The organism is Flavobacterium sp. ZB4P23 (assembly GCF_003970375.1).
In the GTDB taxonomy this organism is placed as follows: Bacteria; Bacteroidota; Bacteroidia; order Flavobacteriales; family Flavobacteriaceae; genus Flavobacterium.
Genome location: NZ_RYDK01000007.1, coordinates 84,051 through 103,472 on the forward strand (window position 1 = coordinate 84,051; position 19,422 = coordinate 103,472).

At 35.8% G+C, this 19,422-nt stretch carries 19 protein-coding genes and 1 pseudogene; 3 read left to right on the forward strand and 17 right to left on the reverse strand.

What is annotated here, in order from left to right; translation table 11 throughout:
* Together dnaK and EKL99_RS12105 are read left to right on the forward strand one after the other, a co-directional pair.
* A complete protein-coding gene (gene dnaK / locus EKL99_RS12100; RefSeq protein ID WP_126577024.1) occupies positions 1–1,806 on the forward strand; it encodes a molecular chaperone DnaK in 1,806 nt (601 codons plus the stop codon).
* Between the two features lie 12 nt (positions 1,807–1,818).
* Positions 1,819–2,511: a hypothetical protein gene (locus tag EKL99_RS12105; RefSeq protein ID WP_231507435.1), complete on the forward strand. Its 693-nt coding sequence runs from the start codon at positions 1,819–1,821 to the stop codon at positions 2,509–2,511.
* Positions 2,512–2,877: 366 nt separating this feature from the next.
* Here EKL99_RS12105 and EKL99_RS12110 read toward each other — a convergent pair whose 3' ends face one another.
* The 16 genes and pseudogenes from EKL99_RS12110 to sufB all read right to left on the reverse strand — a co-directional run bounded on the left by EKL99_RS12110 (position 2,878) and on the right by sufB (position 15,405).
* On the reverse strand, positions 2,878–3,300 hold the full coding sequence (locus EKL99_RS12110; RefSeq protein ID WP_126577025.1) for a SufE family protein: 423 nt from the start codon (positions 3,298–3,300) through the stop codon (positions 2,878–2,880).
* Between the two features lie 5 nt (positions 3,301–3,305).
* Entirely contained in the window at positions 3,306–4,562 is a 1,257-nt protein-coding gene (locus tag EKL99_RS12115; RefSeq protein ID WP_126577026.1) for an aminotransferase class V-fold PLP-dependent enzyme, read from the reverse strand.
* A 10-nt stretch (positions 4,563–4,572) separates the two neighbouring features.
* Entirely contained in the window at positions 4,573–5,736 is a 1,164-nt protein-coding gene (locus EKL99_RS12120; protein ID WP_126577027.1) for a stage 0 sporulation family protein, read from the reverse strand.
* 5 nt (positions 5,737–5,741) lie between these two features.
* Positions 5,742–5,894, reverse strand: coding sequence for a hypothetical protein (locus EKL99_RS14560; protein WP_197037242.1), 153 nt, complete (start codon positions 5,892–5,894; stop codon positions 5,742–5,744).
* Between the two features lie 21 nt (positions 5,895–5,915).
* Positions 5,916–6,485 (reverse strand): annotated as a pseudogene (locus tag EKL99_RS14810) (protein adenylyltransferase SelO family protein).
* A 188-nt stretch (positions 6,486–6,673) separates the two neighbouring features.
* On the reverse strand, positions 6,674–6,895 hold the full coding sequence (locus EKL99_RS12135) for a CDGSH iron-sulfur domain-containing protein (protein ID WP_126462374.1): 222 nt from the start codon (positions 6,893–6,895) through the stop codon (positions 6,674–6,676).
* A 41-nt stretch (positions 6,896–6,936) separates the two neighbouring features.
* Positions 6,937–7,806 carry a lipoyl synthase gene (gene lipA, locus EKL99_RS12140; protein WP_126577028.1) on the reverse strand — a complete coding sequence of 290 codons (870 nt, stop codon included), beginning with the start codon at positions 7,804–7,806 and terminating at the stop codon, positions 6,937–6,939.
* A 36-nt stretch (positions 7,807–7,842) separates the two neighbouring features.
* Positions 7,843–8,784, reverse strand: coding sequence for a WD40 repeat domain-containing protein (locus EKL99_RS12145; protein ID WP_126554209.1), 942 nt, complete (start codon positions 8,782–8,784; stop codon positions 7,843–7,845).
* On the reverse strand, positions 8,781–9,134 hold the full coding sequence (locus EKL99_RS12150) for a 4Fe-4S dicluster domain-containing protein (protein WP_126462383.1): 354 nt from the start codon (positions 9,132–9,134) through the stop codon (positions 8,781–8,783). The genes EKL99_RS12145 and EKL99_RS12150 overlap by 4 nt, the downstream gene beginning before the upstream one ends.
* A gap of 38 nt (positions 9,135–9,172) precedes the next feature.
* A complete protein-coding gene (locus EKL99_RS12155; protein WP_126554207.1) occupies positions 9,173–9,637 on the reverse strand; it encodes an Rrf2 family transcriptional regulator in 465 nt (154 codons plus the stop codon).
* 127 nt (positions 9,638–9,764) lie between these two features.
* Positions 9,765–10,316 carry a BrxA/BrxB family bacilliredoxin gene (locus EKL99_RS12160; RefSeq protein ID WP_126577029.1) on the reverse strand — a complete coding sequence of 184 codons (552 nt, stop codon included), beginning with the start codon at positions 10,314–10,316 and terminating at the stop codon, positions 9,765–9,767.
* A 32-nt stretch (positions 10,317–10,348) separates the two neighbouring features.
* Positions 10,349–10,669 (reverse strand): iron-sulfur cluster assembly protein, encoded by a 321-nt coding sequence (locus EKL99_RS12165; RefSeq protein WP_126462392.1) that lies wholly within the window; start codon positions 10,667–10,669, stop codon positions 10,349–10,351.
* 3 nt (positions 10,670–10,672) lie between these two features.
* Positions 10,673–11,767, reverse strand: a complete 1,095-nt coding sequence (locus tag EKL99_RS12170) for an Mrp/NBP35 family ATP-binding protein (RefSeq protein WP_126577030.1) — start codon at positions 11,765–11,767, stop codon at positions 10,673–10,675.
* A gap of 20 nt (positions 11,768–11,787) precedes the next feature.
* Entirely contained in the window at positions 11,788–13,152 is a 1,365-nt protein-coding gene (gene sufD, locus EKL99_RS12175) for a Fe-S cluster assembly protein SufD (RefSeq protein WP_126577031.1), read from the reverse strand.
* Positions 13,153–13,162: 10 nt separating this feature from the next.
* Positions 13,163–13,927 carry a Fe-S cluster assembly ATPase SufC gene (gene sufC, locus EKL99_RS12180; protein ID WP_126554198.1) on the reverse strand — a complete coding sequence of 255 codons (765 nt, stop codon included), beginning with the start codon at positions 13,925–13,927 and terminating at the stop codon, positions 13,163–13,165.
* A gap of 26 nt (positions 13,928–13,953) precedes the next feature.
* Positions 13,954–15,405 carry a Fe-S cluster assembly protein SufB gene (gene sufB, locus EKL99_RS12185; RefSeq protein WP_126554196.1) on the reverse strand — a complete coding sequence of 484 codons (1,452 nt, stop codon included), beginning with the start codon at positions 15,403–15,405 and terminating at the stop codon, positions 13,954–13,956.
* Between the two features lie 441 nt (positions 15,406–15,846).
* Between sufB and EKL99_RS12190 the strand changes: the two genes are divergently transcribed.
* Positions 15,847–16,821: a hypothetical protein gene (locus EKL99_RS12190; RefSeq protein WP_126577032.1), complete on the forward strand. Its 975-nt coding sequence runs from the start codon at positions 15,847–15,849 to the stop codon at positions 16,819–16,821.
* A 145-nt stretch (positions 16,822–16,966) separates the two neighbouring features.
* On the opposite strand, the gene EKL99_RS12195 is transcribed toward EKL99_RS12190, so the two are convergent.
* Positions 16,967–19,378 (reverse strand): outer membrane beta-barrel protein, encoded by a 2,412-nt coding sequence (locus EKL99_RS12195; protein ID WP_126577033.1) that lies wholly within the window; start codon positions 19,376–19,378, stop codon positions 16,967–16,969.
* Positions 19,379–19,422: the final 44 nt, after the last annotated feature.

The window sequence follows — 19,422 nt, forward strand, 5'->3', positions numbered from 1 at the left end:
ATGAGTAAAATTTTAGGTATAGATTTAGGAACCACAAATTCCTGTATAGCTGTTATGGAAGGTAATGAACCGGTCGTAATCCTTAACAGTGAAGGTAACAGAACAACGCCTTCTGTAGTAGGATTTACTGACAGTGGTGAGCGTAAAGTTGGTGACCCGGCAAAACGTCAGGCCATTAGCAATCCAGTAAACACGATTTTTTCCATTAAACGGTTTATTGGTGAATCATACGATCTGGTTGAGAAAGAGATTAGCAGATTGCCATATCAGGTTTCAAAAGGCGAAAATAATACACCCCGTGTAAACATTTCCGGGGAACTGTATTCGGCTCAGGAGATTTCGGCTATGATTCTTCAGAAAATGAAAAAAACAGCTGAAGACTACCTTGGACAAGAGATCAAGGAGGCGGTGATTACCGTTCCTGCCTATTTCAGCGATTCACAGCGGCAGGCAACCAAAGAGGCTGGTGAGATTGCAGGGTTTACAGTCAGACGTATTATTAACGAACCTACGGCGGCAGCTCTTGCCTATGGATTGGATAAAAGGCATACAGATATTAAGGTTGCAGTATATGACCTTGGTGGCGGAACTTTCGATATTTCGATACTCGAACTCGGAAATGGTATTTTTGAAGTGAAATCTACCAACGGGAACACTCACCTTGGTGGCGATGATTTTAATCAGCTGATCATTGACTGGTTGGTTGATGAATTCAGAAAAGACGAAGGTATAGATCTCCTTAGAGATTCTATGGTACTTCTGCGGTTGAAAGAGGCGGCCGAAAACGCAAAGATCGAATTGTCTGGATTGATGGAAACTGAAATTAACCTACCCTATATTATGCTGGTTCAAGGCATACCCAAGCACTTGGTAAAGAAGCTTACCCGTGCCAAATTTGAACAGTTGGTTGATAACCTGTTGCAGTCAACTATTCTATCTTGTCAGCAGGCACTTAAGAATGCCCGATTGAAGGTCTCCGATTTAGATGAAATCATCCTCGTTGGCGGATCAACCAGAATACCTGCTGTTCAAAAAATTGTGCGTGACTTTTTCGAGAAAGAACCTTCCAAAGGTGTTAACCCAGATGAAGTTGTCGCTATTGGCGCTGCCATCCAGGGTGGAGTTCTTGTTGGCGAAGTAAAAGATGTATTGCTACTTGATGTTACACCGCTTTCATTAGGTATCGAAACCCGGGGTGGTGTGATGACACGGCTGATCGAAGCCAATACAACCATTCCTACTCAGCAATCAGAAGTCTTTTCTACGGCTGCTGATAACCAACCCTCTGTAGAAATACACATATTACAAGGAGAACGGCCAATGGCTAACGATAACAAGAGCATCGGGAGGTTTCATTTTGATGGAATTCCGCCATTCCATAGGGGTATTCCTAAAATCGAAGTTACCTTTGATATTGATGCTAATGGCATTCTTCATGTGACTGCCAAAGATCAGTTAACTGACAAATCGCAGCAGATTCGCATTGAGGCCTCTACCGGACTTTCGCATGAGGATATTCACCGGATGAAGGAGGAAGCCAGGCAACACGCTGTTTCGGATAGAGAGACAAAAGAAAAGGTGGTTCAAAGTAATCAAGCCGACACTCAGATCTTCCAAACGGAAAAACAGTTAAAGGAATTTGGGGATACAATTCCAGGTAACAAAAAGGCTGCTATTGAAAATGCACTTGAAGAGTTGAAATCAGCGATTAAAAACCGAAGTTTTACCGATATTGAACAGGCTATGGAAACTCTGAGTACCGTATGCCAATTGGCTAGTGAAGAGTTGAGTATAGATCAAAGCTAAAAACCTTTTACAATGAAGACACTAATATATGTTCCCATCATTCATACAAGTGCCGACATGGGATCCATGGCAGCCGAGCTAACCCAGAAGGGTATTGATGAATTTGGGAGAGAATTTTGGGAAACACATGTTGATACCGTTAACAAATACTGGGAGATAATAAGCCAATATTGTGATACTATTGGGCTTGGCGGAAAAGTTGTAAAAATATACCAGGATGGAATGGTTGCGGATGGAGAGATCGCAATAAAAATCATGGAAGATAGCATAAAGGCAGGAAGTAAGAACTATGAAATTATTTCAAGACTGGTCAAACGGGGAGCTATTATCGTGCGAACCGAGGATATTTCGATGGTTAAAAAAGAATTGGAAATGCTAAAATTGATACCCTCTTCCGGCCCATTAATCATGAAACTGATCAGGATTATTAGGTTTAAAATTAGCCGATCCAAACTGTTGAATCAACGGGATGAGTATATTGCTGGCAGGATTTCGGCAACACTCGGCCCAAATGAAACGGGTATAATCTTTCTTGGGGCTTATCATAATATTTTAGATAAACTGCCGAAAGATATAAGAATAAATGAACAAAAAGAAATCCATAAAGTAAGGGAATACCAAAAACTCCTTCCGTTCTATGCTATAAAAAAACAACGTTTTGAAGAACTCTCTCAGTACCTCATAAAACCTATAGTGAGCAAGTGACAGCAGGGTATTAACAAAGCCCTTATTTAGTATCTGATGGTGGAGAGAACAAATCAAAATTCTGGGTTTGGCTCTCCACTTTTTTATCAATAGTTATTACATTTATTTGTTATGTTGTATAAATAACCTTTATTTACCCAAGGTTGTTGCACTAAATTGTATGTTGTTCCTGATGTTGGGTTTGAAGCTCTTACCCCATCTTGTCATTCCGTCCACATATTCCAAGTATCTAAAGCTACTCCAACAAAAGGTTATCCTTTTCCCTAAGATGAAAAATATTATACTACACCAATACTTCCTACAAAACTTTTTGTTTCCAATAATTTCAGGATTTAATTCAATTCTTTATTAGGTTAAGAAAGTAGCTCAATCCTTGGCTTTGTAAACCACCGCATCAAGTTTCATTTGCTTTATCATGCTCTCCAATCCTCCGGCACGTTTCATCGAAAGCATGCTTTTAAATCCTATCCTTTCAATAAAATTAAGCGGGGCTTTAATAATTTCATCAGGTGTATGCCCCGAAAGTACATGAATCAACATGGCAACAAGCCCTTTAGCATAATCGGCATTTGCATCTGCATAAAAAATAATTTTACCATCTTTTAATTCACTATATAACCACACATGTGCCTGGCATCCTTTTATCATACAGTTATCCGTTTTCAATGAAACGTCTAATGGTTTTATATTTTTACCTAAATCAATCAGGTATCCGAATTTATCAAACAGGTCCTCAAACTCCGAGAATTCTTCCACGAGTTCCTGCTCTATATTTTCTATTGTTTTCATCTCTATCATTTTTGGTTTATTCGTTTAATTGATTTCACAATTGCGTTTGCAAAAACATCTATTTCCTCCTTTGTATTATAAAATGAAAAACTTGCACGCACAGTCCCCGGAATTTGATAATGTGCCATTAGTGGTTGCGTACAGTGGTGCCCTGTTCGTACTGCTATTCCCTGCGCATCCAGGAGCATGCCTAAGTCAAGCGGATGGATCCCATCCACAACAAACGAAATTACACTTGCTTTTTCTTTTGCCGTGCCGATAATTCGCAAATTATCAATCGCTGAAAGTTTTTCTGTAGCATACCCAAGCAGTTCGTGTTCATAAGTAGCAATATTTTCAAGACCGAGTACGTTGATGTAGTCCAGTGCCACTGCAAGACCAATTCCTCCTTCGATATTCGGAGTGCCTGCCTCAAATCGAAGAGGGGATTCTGCGTATTCTGATTTATCGAATGAAACTGTTTTAATAGTTCCTCCACCTACTTGATAATTCGGGAGTTTATTAAGCCATTCTTCTTTTCCGTAAAGTATTCCTACTCCTGTGGGAGCATAAACTTTGTGCCCGCTAAAGCAATAAAAATCTGCATCTAAATCTTGCACATCCACTTTTATATGAGGGATAGATTGGGCTCCATCCACAAGCACAGGAATATTTTTCGAGTGAGCGATAGCAATCATCTCTTTTACGGGATTTACCGTACCAAGTGTGTTTGATACGTGTGTAATGGCGATCAGTTTTGTTTTTGCAGAAAGTAGTTTTTTATATTCGTCCATACACAATTCTCCGCTATCAGTGATTGGGATAACTTTAAGTACTGCATTTTTTTCTTCGCATAACTGTTGCCAAGGAAGAATATTACTGTGATGCTCCATCTCACTAACAACAATCTCGTCTCCGGAATTCACATACTTTTTCCCAAACACAGTGGCTATAAAGTTGATGCTATCAGTAGTTCCGCTTGTAAAAATTATTTCGTGTTCCTGTTTAGCACCTATATGTTTTTGAACAGTAATTCGGGCATTCTCATATTCATCAGTTACATCCTGACTCATTCGATGAACTCCACGGTGAATGTTAGCGTTCTGCACCGTGTAATATTTTATGAGGGCATCAATCACTTGTTGCGGTTTCTGTGTAGTAGCACCGTTATCAAAATAAATCAATGGCTTATTATTCACCATCCTTGAAAGGATAGGGAAATTTTTTCGGATTTTATGAACATCAAAAAGAATTACTTTTTCTAAGTTTTTTGGCAGTTTCATTTATTCCTTTTTATATGTTTATTTGTTCTTTTTTTTCGAATCTTGTTAGACTATCTTGACCTACAACATTTACATAACCCAAGAAGTTATCAATAGCCGGTTCCTCAATTATGATTTCTATCTCTTCCTTTAAATCTTTCAGAATCATGCCTTCTTTAATTAGTGTTTGAATTTCTTTAACCCTTGAGATTTTTATAGGTATTAAATCATCTTCATTCGGGTAACTAAACCACATTATATTTTTTTCAATATCTGTTTTTTGACGGCTGGCGATACCTTTAAGCGTTTTTATTCTATTGAGATCATTGTCCTTCAAAGAAGATTTGTTGTTTTCTCGATCTTCTATTAAGCAACATTTGAATTCAGTCCATTGTTTATCTTTATTCCTGCCGTATAATGTAGCCCTAGTATTAAAATCTGTTAACCAGGCAGTATGACAAAACTCTCTTCCACAAGTACCGATACCACCTAAACGGGCGGCTTCCTCGAACAGGCTAATCTGACGCATTACTATTTTGATATGAAACGCTGTAGCCATTACCAGAATTAGTTCCCGGAAATCTACCCGTCCTTCAGCGGTATAATAGAAGGTGGCACTTGACTTATCCCCTTGATAATCAACATCACATATTTTCATCTTCAAGTCCAAATCTTTAGCTAAAATTCGGGCTTTATACATCGTTTCTGATTCCAAACCCTTCGCTGTTTTCCATTTTTCAATATCAGCTGATGTTGCCTTTCTATAGATTTTTTTAATGACTTCTTCCGTCTGGATATTGTGTTTTTTTAATTGCAACCTAACCAGTTCTCCTGTTAATGAAACATGACCTGTATCGTGTCCGCCAATGGTTTCAACAACTACTATATCTGTTTGTTTAAGAGATATATTTTCATGCTTCAAATAAAAATCTTTACGCCCTCCTTTAAATTTTACTTCAACAATGTTGAATGTTTGTTGATTGGGTGGCAATGGTATATCGGCAAGCCAATCATATATATTTAATTGACTATAACCACTGATTAGGGATGGTACATCATTTTTGTGTTTTGTAGTAGTATCCATAGCTATTGTATAAATTCCTTTTTCATGTTTGTCAATATATACTGTTTTGTTCCTTTTGCTGAGCATATTAAACTTTAATTTTTTATCTAAAATTAATTCACCTTTGCTCAATTACTTTAATAAACCGGTTCAACAATTATCTCTGTTAAAACCGAATTGGCTATAAAACATTCCCGGTGAGCACGGTGGTGCATTGCATTAATTATTGTTTTATCGGGTATATTATCTCCTTTGTTTTTCCAGTTTAAATAAACTTTATGTTCTGACATGTTTTTATGTTTTAAATTATTTTACACTATTTTATTTTTTTGCAAGAACTTAAGATGAACAGGAAACACTATAATTTTCTTTTCTGTAGGCGTTGGTTTTGAATACGATTCATATTCTGGATGTTCGGCAAATGGCGAATACAAAATTTCTAACCATTTTTTTAATTTTTCATTCCCTCCTTTTTCTACCTCCTCAATTATTTCCTGAGCAATATAATTTCTTAATACATACTTTGGATTTACGCGTTTCATTTCCATCTGGCGTTTCATTTCGTCAGATAATTCTCTTTTCAATCTTTGGTCATAAAGTGAAAGCCATAGTATCACTCTTGAGGTAGGAATTTCTAAACCGTACATGGTTTCTGAGCAAAGATATTCTCTGACTGATGAACGAATTACGGCTTTGCCATCTCCCATTCTGGAAAAAGAAGTTTTGCCTGATCCTTTAGTTTGTATTTCCCATCGCTTTCCATCAGAAGTTAAAATTTCGCACTAGGAAATTGCCCTGCCATCGCCTAACTGTCCGGCAAAGCTCCCAAATTGATGACCGGTATAACGGGTAGCAATTCTCTGCTCATTACTAATCTTGATTTAACCATTTTTGTAAAATGGAATCACTAAGTGAATCAAGACCAAGTTCATTTTTTAACACCGTTACATGAATAAGAGTAGGATCTTTTAATGGGGTAAGCGCAACATGTTCATACAAAAATGCAGGAAGTTTTTGGAAAGAATTATCAAATTAATAGCAACGTCGAACATGATGTTTGTTTAATATATTATTTTTTTGGAGGCAATCCAAATGCAACAGCCTCATGTTCAAAGTGCCCGTTATGAGCACCATCACAAAAAGGTTTATTTTTAGAAAGACCACAACGGCAAAGTGAAAGCATCTCTCGTCCTGCTAAATCATATACATTCCCATTTTTATCTACAATCTCAAAGTCATTTTCTATTCTCAGGGAACCATTATTGTTTACTGTAATTTTTGTTTTAGCCATAATTATTTTTGTGAGCGTAAATATTAAATCTATTTTATTTATTAAAACAAATGTCTTTCTGCATGATAAGATGATCTTATTAATGGTCCGCTTTCAACAAAACGAAAACCCTTGTTCATGCCTATTTCTTTATACTTTGCAAATATTTCTGGCTTAATAAATTCTATAACGAGTAAATGGTTTTTAGTAGGCTGCATATACTGGCCAATAGTTAATATATCAACACCAACGCTTCTCAAGTCGTCCATAGTTTCATATATTTCTTCTTCTGTTTCACCTAAACCCAACATGATACCTGATTTAGTTTTCATCCCAGCTTCCTTTAATCTTTTGAGAACCTCAAGGCTTCTGTCATACTTTGCCTGTACCCTAACTTCTTTCGTTAATCTGCGTACGGTTTCAAGATTATGTGAAACTATTTCGGGATGTACATTAATAACTCGCTGCAGGTTTTCCCATTTACCCTGAAAATCCCCAATAAGCGTTTCCATGGTAATTCCCGGGCATGCTTTTCTTACTTCATTTACGGTTTCTTCCCATATCATAGAACCACCATCTTTCAAGTCATCTCTATCAACCGAAGTTATTACGGCATGTTTCAACTTCATTAGGCGAATAGATTCGGCCACCATCTTAGGTTCCTCCGGATCAGCAGGCAGAGGTTTACCAGTATGTACATTACAAAATCCGCAGGATCTTGTACAGGTATTCCCCAATATCATAAAGGTAGCCGTTCCATTTCCCCAACATTCACCCATGTTAGGACAACTGCCGCTTTCACATATCGTATGTAGTTTATGTTCGGATACTATTTGTCTTACTTCGGCATATTCTTTTCCTGTGGGTAATTTTACACGAAGCCAATCTGGCTTTTTAGTATATTTACTTTCTTCTTCAATTATTTCTGACATAATCTAAATTTTAACCAATATTAATTTTTTATTTTATTACATTGGTATTATAATTCCCCATAGCATGATAGTTTTATCATCACCGGTTGAAATCAAATAATTATTAAAATCACTCCATAAAAGTTTATTTACCGAATGGGTATGGCCTCCGTGTTGAGACTTATCTATTCGATAGGGTAGTTCAAAGTTTTCTGCATCCCATATTTTAATTGTTTTATCTCTGCTACCCGTAGCAAAAAACTTTTTATCAGGACTGAAAACGATGCTGTAAATAGCGTAATTATGGGCAGGAATATGATGGATCAACGCATAATCGTTTTCAATATCCCATACATTCAAATAGGCATCTCTAGAACCAGACAAAAGGTATTTCCCGTTTGGATGATAGCGTACTGTATTTACCGAAAAATCATCAAGATGCCCCTTAAGGATTTTCTTTTCTTCATAGGTTTCAAAATCAAAAATTCGAATAGAACCATCACCGCATCCAATAGCTGCTTCTTTCAAAATAATATTAAAATCGATGCTACGGATATTTTTATCACAAAGTTTTAGAGCTGTTATCAATGAGAAATCATTGATTGACCAAACTGAAAGTGTACCGTCACCAGCTAAAACCCAAAAGCATTCTGTTTCTGGTAAATATTGGATATCAAAAATGTATTCCTTATGAAGCTGTAATAGTTTTATTTCCTTATTTTCTTTTAAGTCAATAACATGAATACCTCCTAATGACTGACCGATAAGTAATATATTTCTATCGGGAACATATTTCAATGCCATGGCTTTGGCAGGTAATTTCGCAACAACTTTGTTTTGTTGCTGGTCTTTCATATTCCATTCTACTACAAGGTTATCACTGCTGCCAGAGTAAAAAAGATGAGCTTCATGAGCAAATTCTAATGTGTAAATAGCACCTCCGTGTCCATTAAATTGACCTGTTTTTTCTATTTGTATTTTTGTAAGTGCAGTTATCATATAAGATGCATAAATTCTTTTTTGTGTAGTAATTCTTCTATTGTTTCTCTGTAATCCGGATCATCTACGCAGCAATCTACCGGACAAACTGCGGCACATTGTGGTTCATCATGAAAACCGACACACTCGGTACATTTATCAGTTACGATATAATAAAAATCCATAGAAACAGGCGTATTGGGAGTATCAACATCAACGGTATTACCTGAATTTTGTCCTGTGTAAAAGCCTTTGAGTGCGGTGCCGTCTGCATATCTCCATTCATCACCACCTTCATAAATTGCATTATTGGGGCATTCAGGCTCGCATGCTCCACAATTTATACACTCCTCTGTTATCATTATTGCCATAGTAATGAATTTTAGTAATCAAGATTTAATTTAATAATTTATTTAGCGCTTCCTTCTATAATATTTTGTAACACTCCGGAAACATCTTTTTCATTTTTCATCATGTCTGCCATAGTTACCTTATCTAGTAATTTATCCAGTGTAGCCTGCATCATTGACCATAATGATCGGATGGAGCAGTCTACAGAATTAGTGCATAAGGTCATTATTCCTGAATGACTATCACAGAATTTTTTATCGAACAACTTTCCGCTCAAAGCTTTTAATGTGTCATTTACTGTTATAGCGGCAGCAGGTTTTGCGAGTACATACCCACCCATGTGGCCTCTTGTACTGTTAATTAATCCCTTTATGCGAAGTAGTCGGGTTAATTTAGCAACATAGTTAATAGATAATCCTTCTGCTTCACTTAGCTGACGAATGCTTAGTCCTTTCTCATCTGTGCAACGGGTTATCCTTACCATTATTCTTAATCCATATTCTACCTGAGCTGTTATTTTCATAATTGTATTATTTAATTAGTTTGTGTATTTAATTTACTATTACAGACAAAGTTCGCAAATAAAAAAGTAGCTTACTATTGCAAATTTATTATAAACCATAAACACAAACTAAATAGACACAAACTATTTAGTTTTTATCCTTACCTAAATCAGTATAACAACCGTATTTGCCTTGAGTAATATTTTCAAAATCTTTTGCAGAAATTGACGGCCCTGTATTACTGCATTCGTTGTTAAAAATAGTCACCAATTGGCTGGCAATACTTTCTGCTGTATGTCCGTCAATATCGGAACGTTTAAAAATTGCAACTGGCTCACCATTTCTAAAAAGGGCAATGTGGGGTGAAGAGGTGTGATGATTTGCAAGATATTTATTCCTGTACCAGTCAATTGCATCTTTTTCCATTCCACCAAACAGCGTGTAAAGCTCATCAGGGATAATACTGTTTTGCAACGCCATCATTACTCCTGGTCGTCCACTACCTGCCGAACAACCGCATACAGAGTTGATTACAACAAGTATCGTTTTGTCATCATTTCTGTCTAATGCCTTATCTACATCTTCAGGGGTTAATAATTCTTTGCAACCTACAGTTGTTAGTTCCTCTCTCATGGGCTGAACATAAACGGCATCATAGCTGGGTTGTTGCGTGATTTTGGTTAAATTAGATTGTTCCATTTTTTTAATGATTAATTTTGTTATTGTTTAATTTACATCATTCCAGTTTCAAATTTAGCCGTCTCGCTCATCATGTCTTTTGACCAAGCGGGATCCCAAGTTACTTCTACATTAGAGCTGCTAACTCCAGGAATATTCCTAATCTTTTCTTCCACTTCTGGAGGAAGTGTTCCCGCTACCGGACATGAAGGGGAGGTTAGTGTCATTATGGTATGCACATTGGCTTCATCATCAATGTTGATTCCATATACCAATCCTAAATCATAAATATTGGTAGGTATTTCTGGGTCAAAACAGGTTGTTAGAACCTCTATGACTTTTATTTCCAATGCTATTTTAGCTGCTATTTCCATTTTTTAATTGTTAGTTGTTAGTCTTTCAGCTTTAATGTCTTTTACGCATTCCATTACTTTTAGGGCTAAGTCTTTAAATATTTTGCTTTCAATCGTATTTTCATTTAATGCTGCTGGCGCTCCAACATCTCCTGCCTCCCGTATTCTTGTTATTAAAGGAATTTGACCCAATAATGGAACATTCATTTCTTCTGATAATTTTTTTGCACCATCCTTTCCAAATATGTAATCTTTTTTATCAGGATTACCTTCCGGTATATAGTATGCCATATTTTCAACCAATCCAAGCACCGGAACATTAACCATTGGCATCCTGAACATATCGATACCTTTTCTGGCATCAGCCAAAGCTACTTCTTGTGGTGTACTAACTACAATAGTACCTGTAAGCGGAATTTTATCTACCAGCGTAAGATGAATATCACCTGTGCCTGGCGGAAGATCCACAAGCAGATAATCTAAATTACCCCAGTCGGCATCCTGAAATAATTGAATAAGGGCTTTGGAAACCATAGGTCCACGCCATGGAAGTGCCTGCGATGCTTCCGTAAAAAAACCAATAGATAAAACTCCTACTCCATGAGATACAATTGGTTCTATTAGATTTCGACCAGAATCATTTGAAACTTCAGGCTTTCTATTCACTAAGTCAAACATAAGTGGCATTGATGGCCCATAAATATCGGCATCTAATAAGCCCACTTTTGCACCTAATTGGCTTAATCCCACTGCAAGATTGGCGGAAACGGTAGATTTACCTACACCACCTTTCCCGGAGGCAATAGCAATAATATGTTTAACACCAGGCAATATTGTTCTAAGTTCAGGAGCTCTATCCTTAAAACCAGGTAGGGCTTGCATATCTATATCCACCTTAATATCCGTACCTAATGCTTGCAAAAGGCTATCCATACAAGCCTCTTTTACTATCTTTTTACTATTCATAGTAGGGCTGCTAATCTTAACGATAAAGCTGATGATGTTCCCTTCAACATGAATATCATTCACTAATCCTAATTCAACAATACTTCTCTTGAGGTCAGGCTCAACGACGTTAGTCAGTATTTTTAGAATATCCTCTTTAGTTATTTCAGGCATGTCATTTATCAATTTAATAGTTAATTGTTTGTTTCCGTAAATTGCTTAAATTTATCAACAAGCAGCTGTTCTACTTTTTCCCTTACAGGTTCAATTTTAATTAACTCCGTTATTTCTGTTAAAAAAGCTTGTTTTAAAACTGATATAGCTTCTTTTTCAGATAAGCCTCTGGAACGCATATAATATAATGCCTCTTTATTTAATTGTCCAATGGTTGCCCCGTGACTGCATTTAACATCATCCGCAAAAATTTCCAACTGGGGTTTGCTATTCATCGAGGCGGTTTTTGATAATACAAGGCTATGGTTTTTCTGAAAAGCATTTGTTTTTTGAGCATCGGGTCGTACTATTATTTTACCATTAAATACTCCTTTAGCTTTATCTGCAAGAATTCCTTTGTACAATTCGTTGCTGTTACAATTCGGATACGCATGGTCTATAAAAGTTTGGTTGTCTATATGCTGCTTATTTATACCAACATAAAGTCCATAAAAATTAGTCATTGTTCCACTATCCTTTAAAATGGAGCTTAGGTTGTTCCTTACTAATTTTCCGCCCAAATCAACTACATAAGAGCTGTAGGTACTATCACGCAGCTGCTCAACTTCTGTATTATTGATAAAAAATGCATTCTCACCTTCATCTTGAATTCTATAATGATCAACAATCGCATTTCTTTTTAGAACCAACTGTGTAACCGTATTCGTGAAATACGTTTGTTGGGAATTAGTGAGATGATGATACGTTTCAATAACCGTTAATTTACTATTTTCTCCGGCTACGATTATTTTTTGCGGACTGATAACTGTTGGCTCTTCTTCTGTATGTGCTATATTTAGTATATGAACAGGGCGATCCAGCACTAATCCATCAGGCACATAAATATAAATTCCATTGTGAGCGAAGGCAGTATTTAATACAACGAAGGAATTCATTTCTTTAATTGCCCATTTCGACAGGTATTCAGAAACCGTTTCTTTTGTAAGCCTATCTTCTCTCAAACTAGAAGGAATATCCTGCACTATGATTTTTTGCGATAATTCATCTTTTGATGAAAGTAATTTATTGTATTTACCGTTCACAAAAACTAGCAGGTATGCATCCAACCCTTCAAAAAGAAAAGGCTTAATATCTTCTGTTGTAATGTCAACCAGTTTTGGCTGCTGGTATGTTGGCTGAAGTAACTCGGCAACATTGGTATATTTCCAATCCTCATTTCTTCTGGTTGGAAAATCTACGTTATTGCCAAATCGTTGAATAGCAACTTTCTGGAGACTATGCATTACATTATTTTTCTGTCCATTTAATGAATTTTCATAAAGACGGAATAGTTCAATAAACTTTCCCCTGTTATCATTTTTATCTGGTGTATTTTGAATTTTCATGCTTATCTTTTTAAGATATTGTTAATGTTGCTACTTCTTCTTTAATCCAGTCGTATCCCTTTTCTTCCAGCTGTAATGCTAAATTTTTGTCGCCCGATTTAACGATTTGTCCATTGTATAACACATGCACAAAATCAGGGATAATGTAATCGAGTAAACGTTGGTAGTGTGTAATTACTATAAAAGCATTGTCCTTTGTTTTTAGTTGATTAACACCATTGGCAACTATTTTAAGCGCATCAATATCAAGCCCTGAATCAGTTTCATCCAACACGGCAAGTCTTGGTTCTAAAACAGCCATTTGTAAAATTTCATTGCGTTTTTTTTCTCCGCCCGAAAAGCCTTGATTTAGAGAACGGCTTAAAAAACCATCTTCCATCTCCACCATTTTTGCCTTCTCTTTAATATATTTTAGCATTTCGGTTGCACTCAAATCCGTCTTTTCTTGATGTTTTCTAACAGCATTAATGGTATGTTTAAGAAAGTTTGCAGTGCTTACACCCGGTATTTCTATCGGGTATTGAAATGCCTGAAATATACCTTCCTTGGCACGTTCATCAACTGATAATTCGAGGAGGTCTTTCCCCATATAGGTAATACTACCCTCAGTGATTTCATACCCTTCTCGACCTGCTAAAACGTGTGCCAGCGTACTTTTACCACCACCGTTTGGTCCCATTATAGCGTGTACTTCGCCAGCATTTATTTGAAGGTTAATACCATTCAATATTTTTTTTCCTTCAATTTCTGCGTGTAAATTTTTTATTATTAACATGAGTTCTGTTTTTTTATTTAATTATTTTATCCAACACTACCTTCTAAACTTACAGCAAGCAATTTTTGTGCTTCCACTGCAAATTCCATTGGTAATTCTTTAAACACATCCTTGCAATACCCATTAACAATAAGATTAATGGCATCCTCCATTTTTAATCCTCTTTGCATACAGTAATAAAGTTGATCTTCACCTACTTTAGAAGTTGTGGCTTCGTGTTCAATTTGAGCTGTATCATTGTCAATTTCGAGATAAGGGAAAGTATGCGCACCACATTTATCTCCCATTAATAAGGAATCACATTGTGAAAAATTCTTGGCATTTTCCGCATTTTTTCCTACTTTAACCAAACCTCTGTACGAGTTATTGCTTTGACCTGCTGAGATACCTTTGGAAATAATAGTACTGCTGGTGTTTTTACCAATATGCCACATCTTAGTTCCTGTATCCGCTTGTTGTAAATTATTTGTAACTGCAACAGAATAAAACTCACCCGTTGAATAGTCACCTTTTAAAATGCAACTTGGATATTTCCAAGTAATGGAAGAACCTGCTTCTACTTGTGTCCAACTGATTTTTGATCTTACACCTGCGCACAATCCTCTTTTAGTTACGAAGTTATAAATGCCTCCTTTTCCGTCTTTATCTCCCGGATACCAGTTTTGGATAGTGGAATATTTGATTTGAGCATCGTCAAACGCTATGAGTTCAACCACTGCAGCATGCAATTGATTTTCATCTCTTGTAGGAGCAGTGCATCCTTCCAAATAGCTAACATAACTGCCTGCTTCGGCCACAATTAATGTTCTTTCAAATTGGCCTGATCCCTCGGCATTGATACGGAAGTAAGTTGAAAGTTCCATCGGACACCTAACCCCTTTTGGAATGTAACAAAACGAACCATCTGTGAACACGGCGGAATTAAGTGCAGCATAAAAATTATCAGTAGAAGGAACAACCATTCCTAAATATTTTTTTATTAGCTCAGGATGTTCTTTTACGGCATCACCAAACGAGCAAAAGATAATTCCTAATTTGGATAATTCTTCTTTGAAGGTAGTTATCACAGATACACTGTCAATTACGATATCAACGGCAACACCTGTTAATCGTTTTTGTTCTCCTATTGAAATACCTAATTTCTCAAACGTTTTCAATAATTCAGGATCTGCTTCATCCAAGCTGTTGAGTATTTTTTTTTGTTTTGGAGCAGCATAATAAATGATGTCCTGATAATTTACTGGTGGATATTTCACATTCGGCCATTTGGGTTCTGTCAGGGTCTCCCAATGCCTAAATGCTTCTAAACGCCAGTCAAGTAGCCATTGCGGCTCCTCTTTTTTAAAAGATATTAATCGAATAGTATCTTCATTTAAACCTTTTGGAATAAGTTCAGTATCAATATTACTGGTAAATCCATATTTGTAATCACTCTTGGTGTAATCTTCAAGAGTTTCTGTGGACGCTTCTTTGCTCATGATTTTTAGCTATTAAATTTAAATCTTCTCTGCAAAGATAAACGAAGTTATTTATTATGTACTAAAAAGTATAAATTAATTTATACTAAAAAGTATAATAATATTACGTGACTATAAATATGAGTTTATTTAGATATATAGGCAACATAAGAATAGCTACTTTATTTGAATATTCATCCATTTTTTGGTATAAACAATATATATAGAGGAGTGGGATTTGGATTTCAAAATGGATATATTGCAGCCTTACCTATTTTAGGAAAAGCTGGACTGAAAACTCTGGGTCGTAATAATCAACATTGTTAAAACCTGCATTTAAACGAAGGTTTTACGGTACTGTCCAAAATTTGAGATTTTTCATTCTATAATAAATTAGGCAAAGAAAATAATAATTTATGGCTACATTTGGAAAAAATTAAAACTTAATATTTCTGAATATTGATGACACATACGCTTTTTAATCCTTTTAAGGATTTGAATTTTGACGAACATTTTTGCTTCCTTTCAGGAGCTTTGACAAATGAAAACATGACCGTTTTTCCAGTATGGCTGATGGATCATTTTAAATTAGGTAATGAAAGAATTGAGATGATGGATAAAACCAAATCTTATAATTATTCAGATCTTAAATTACCGTGTTCTTCCGAAGTGAAAACAGCTTTTGAGGAGCTGGATGTAAAAGTTGAGGCTGCGTATAAAAAAGGTTTTGAAGGCATGGCGTCACTCGATCAAGAGTTGCTTTTTCAATGGACAGGCAGAATGGTCTATGGTATGCTATACTACGAAATGCTTTATGAAAGAGACAGGCTGCTAAGGCAAGGTGAAGATTTTGAGCTTTCCGTCACTCTCAGGAAACGCTTTGGTTACTTCCATTTAATGCTACAATCCTTAATAGAACCGATTTCCTTCGTTGGAAAAAAACCATGGAGCATCGCCGTATTTCCACTTAAATATTCTGCCGATATTTTTAGCTATCGCAACGATGCAGTTAATTTAATGTTCTCATTTGGAGTCAATGAATTTGGTTTTATTGCATGTTTACAAGATAACGGGGTAATTGGGGAGAAGCAAAAAGAGATCCTCGATAAAATGGAAGGTCATGTTTTACATCCCATCCAGTTTGAAGAGTTGTACGCTAGGTTTCATTATTCAGATTATATATTACAGTACAAACCTGAATACAAAATTGAAAACCAAGACAATGGGATTGTTATAGAAGTTGAAACGGCTGGTAAGCAACCTCATTTCGGATTTTGGGATGAGGATATATATGCCCAATTGCTATCCAATTATTGGCAGGTTTACGGTATTGAAAAAGAGGATATTCTTAAATTTCAAATGCCGCCACTTAGCTTTCTGGAAAATCCGTATACCAAAGATTTTATTAATCCAGAATCTATTGACTTACCATTTTAACGGCTTAACAGCAAAAATTAGTGCCAACGCATAACCAATATTTAATGCCATTAAAAGTAAGTTTTCAGCTGTTTCTCTAAAGTAGTTGCACAAATTCTCATTATCTAAAATACAATCGGGATTTCCGGTAATTTTTTTATTTGAGTTAAAATTTATAATTGTAACCTAATCGAACTACCTGTGTTTCATTATAGTCAGTGCTGTTATAATTAAAATTCAGACCTTGAATTTGTTTCCTGATTACTAATGTATTTAAAATGTCGGTTGCATTTAGAAAGAATTCTCCTTTGCCATTTTGGACTGATTTTTTAATCCCTAAATCAATTGAAAATCGAGAAGCAATTTTTCCTTGCGGAATAATATCTGGCGCCAAATATATAGCGGTTACTTGAGCATCCACTTTTTTGGATAAGTGCAAGATATTGTTCCATTTAATATTTCCAGAAAAAATGTCTTGCTTCTCTGCCGAAAAAGTATTGGGAATTGGATATTTATTTTCAACAGCAAAAGCATTAATTTGATTGTGATACGCAATTAAGTTGAAGTTAAACGAGTACCATTTTGCAATCTCTTGTGAAAAGATCATTTCAATCCCTGTATTGAAACTTTTATTTGCATTTTGGAAAATAGCATAGATTAAATTGCTGTCTGGAACTGTCGATGCTATTCGAGTAATGGTAGCATTTGCAAAACGGTGGTACACTGCCGAATAGAAATATCCTTTTTTTAAGTTCGTTTTATAACCCAGTTCTAACAAATTGGTGAACTGCGGACGAAGTGCAGGATTCCCAACCTTTATTATTTCTGCATCATCGTATTTTGGAAATATTCTAATATCGACTTCATTTGGTCTGTCTACTCTACGATTGTAAAATAATGATATTTTATTGCTGTCATCAATTTTGTATGCCAATCGCACATTTGGAAAAGGTTGGGTATAGTTGTACCCGTCACTTTTATAGGTATTATGATCTGGATTGATATTGTATTGCAAATCGACATATTCTACTCGCAAACCCAGTTCTGCCTCAATTTTATTGTTTTCAAAAATATAATTTCCGTACACGGCCGGAATAATTTCTTTGTAAGTTGCTTGACCGCCAGCACCGCTATCTATGGGAGAATTTGCGCCGGGAAAGAACTGCATATTAGTTGGAATATCCCTTTTTCTGAATTTAAAACCGGTTTCAAATCTTCCGTATTTTAAGGGTTTGATATAATCAATATTAAAGTCGGCTACTTTCTCCTCTGATAACAATTTGAAAGCATCTTTTCCGGTGTAGGTTGGCAGAATATTGTCAAAAAAATATTTTTCATCCTCTCTGTGAAAAGTATAATTTAAACCAATATTTAATAACCGTCCTGCTTCTTTAAACTTGTGCTGGTATGCCGCAGTAGCCATAGCGGTGGTTTTTAATTCATCTTCCAAAAATTGCCACAGTCGCAATCGTTCCGAATAATTTTCATTGAAAAAGGGCTGATCTCCATTGTCAATGATTTTTTCGGTTCCAAACAGACCAGAAACGGTTAATGAATTTCGGTCATTAATATTCCAGTCAATTCCAGTTTTTAAAGTAGTAAAGTGCGTATTCCGATTTCTTTTGGTTTGTTGATTAATAATAGTTCCATCAGTGTAGGTTCGCATTACAAACTCATTTTTATTGAGTGTTTCTGTATAAAGATAATCACCCTGAAAAAAAGCATTGATTTTGTTTTTACGATAATTAAGTGATAACGTCGGATTAATTTTTGGTGTTAATGAGTATTGCGGACGAATAGTTGGTAAATTTTCTTTTCTTTCCCACAGCGCACCCAATCCAGAGGTAAAACCCACTTTTCCGTTGAATCCCTCTTTTTTGTTTTTCTTGTAAATAATATTGATAATTCCAGCGTTTCCGTTGGCATCGTATTTTGCAGAAGGATTGTTAATGATTTCGATTTTTTCTATCGCAGATGCGGGTATATTATCTAAGCCCGATTGGTTTCCAAACCCTGTTAATGCGGTTTGTTTTCCGTCAATTAAAACGGTGACTTTATCATTACCTCTAATTTGTACTTTCCCGTCTTGCACGGAAACACCAGGCAAATTTTGCATTGTTTGTAAAACAGAACCACCACTCTGACTGATATTATCTGCCAAAGAGAAGGTTTTTTTGTCCGTTTTCTGATTAATAAGTTCTTCCTTTGAAACGACCACAACTTCATTTAAAATAGTAGCATTATCTTCCAATTCAATGCTTCCCTCATCTAGAAATTCAGAAAGTGAACCTACATAAATAGGTTGGTTTTTTGTTTTGTATCCATCAAGTGTAAACTCTAGAAAGTAATTTCCAGGAACTACATTCGAAAATGAAAACCTACCCTCTTCATTGGTAACAGTTCCCGTAATCAAAACGTTATCCTTTGTGTTTTTCAAGAGTACATTTACATAAAGCAAAGTCTCTTTTGATGTTTTATCTTTTGTAATTCCGGATAGTGTGACCGCTTTGTTTTGTCCTAATAAATCTGAAATTGATAGTATTAGAAATGATACTAATAATATTGTTTTTATTGGCATATCTTAATTTTTATTCTTTATTTAAACGACAAAATTGCGATTGG

Coding starts and splice junctions, on each gene's coding strand:
- dnaK (WP_126577024.1), top strand. CDS start 1: ATGAGTAAAATTTTAGGTATAGATTTAGGAACCACAAATTCCTGTATA.
- EKL99_RS12105 (WP_231507435.1), top strand. CDS start 1,819: ATGAAGACACTAATATATGTTCCCATCATTCATACAAGTGCCGACATG.
- EKL99_RS12110 (WP_126577025.1), bottom strand. CDS start 3,300: ATGAAAACAATAGAAAATATAGAGCAGGAACTCGTGGAAGAATTCTCG.
- EKL99_RS12115 (WP_126577026.1), bottom strand. CDS start 4,562: ATGAAACTGCCAAAAAACTTAGAAAAAGTAATTCTTTTTGATGTTCAT.
- EKL99_RS14560 (WP_197037242.1), bottom strand. CDS start 5,894: ATGTCAGAACATAAAGTTTATTTAAACTGGAAAAACAAAGGAGATAAT.
- EKL99_RS12135 (WP_126462374.1), bottom strand. CDS start 6,895: ATGGCTAAAACAAAAATTACAGTAAACAATAATGGTTCCCTGAGAATA.
- lipA (WP_126577028.1), bottom strand. CDS start 7,806: ATGTCAGAAATAATTGAAGAAGAAAGTAAATATACTAAAAAGCCAGAT.
- EKL99_RS12145 (WP_126554209.1), bottom strand. CDS start 8,784: ATGATAACTGCACTTACAAAAATACAAATAGAAAAAACAGGTCAATTT.
- EKL99_RS12150 (WP_126462383.1), bottom strand. CDS start 9,134: ATGGCAATAATGATAACAGAGGAGTGTATAAATTGTGGAGCATGCGAG.
- EKL99_RS12155 (WP_126554207.1), bottom strand. CDS start 9,637: ATGAAAATAACAGCTCAGGTAGAATATGGATTAAGAATAATGGTAAGG.
- EKL99_RS12160 (WP_126577029.1), bottom strand. CDS start 10,316: ATGGAACAATCTAATTTAACCAAAATCACGCAACAACCCAGCTATGAT.
- EKL99_RS12165 (WP_126462392.1), bottom strand. CDS start 10,669: ATGGAAATAGCAGCTAAAATAGCATTGGAAATAAAAGTCATAGAGGTT.
- EKL99_RS12170 (WP_126577030.1), bottom strand. CDS start 11,767: ATGCCTGAAATAACTAAAGAGGATATTCTAAAAATACTGACTAACGTC.
- sufD (WP_126577031.1), bottom strand. CDS start 13,152: ATGAAAATTCAAAATACACCAGATAAAAATGATAACAGGGGAAAGTTT.
- sufC (WP_126554198.1), bottom strand. CDS start 13,927: ATGTTAATAATAAAAAATTTACACGCAGAAATTGAAGGAAAAAAAATA.
- sufB (WP_126554196.1), bottom strand. CDS start 15,405: ATGAGCAAAGAAGCGTCCACAGAAACTCTTGAAGATTACACCAAGAGT.
- EKL99_RS12190 (WP_126577032.1), top strand. CDS start 15,847: ATGACACATACGCTTTTTAATCCTTTTAAGGATTTGAATTTTGACGAA.
- EKL99_RS12195 (WP_126577033.1), bottom strand. CDS start 19,378: ATGCCAATAAAAACAATATTATTAGTATCATTTCTAATACTATCAATT.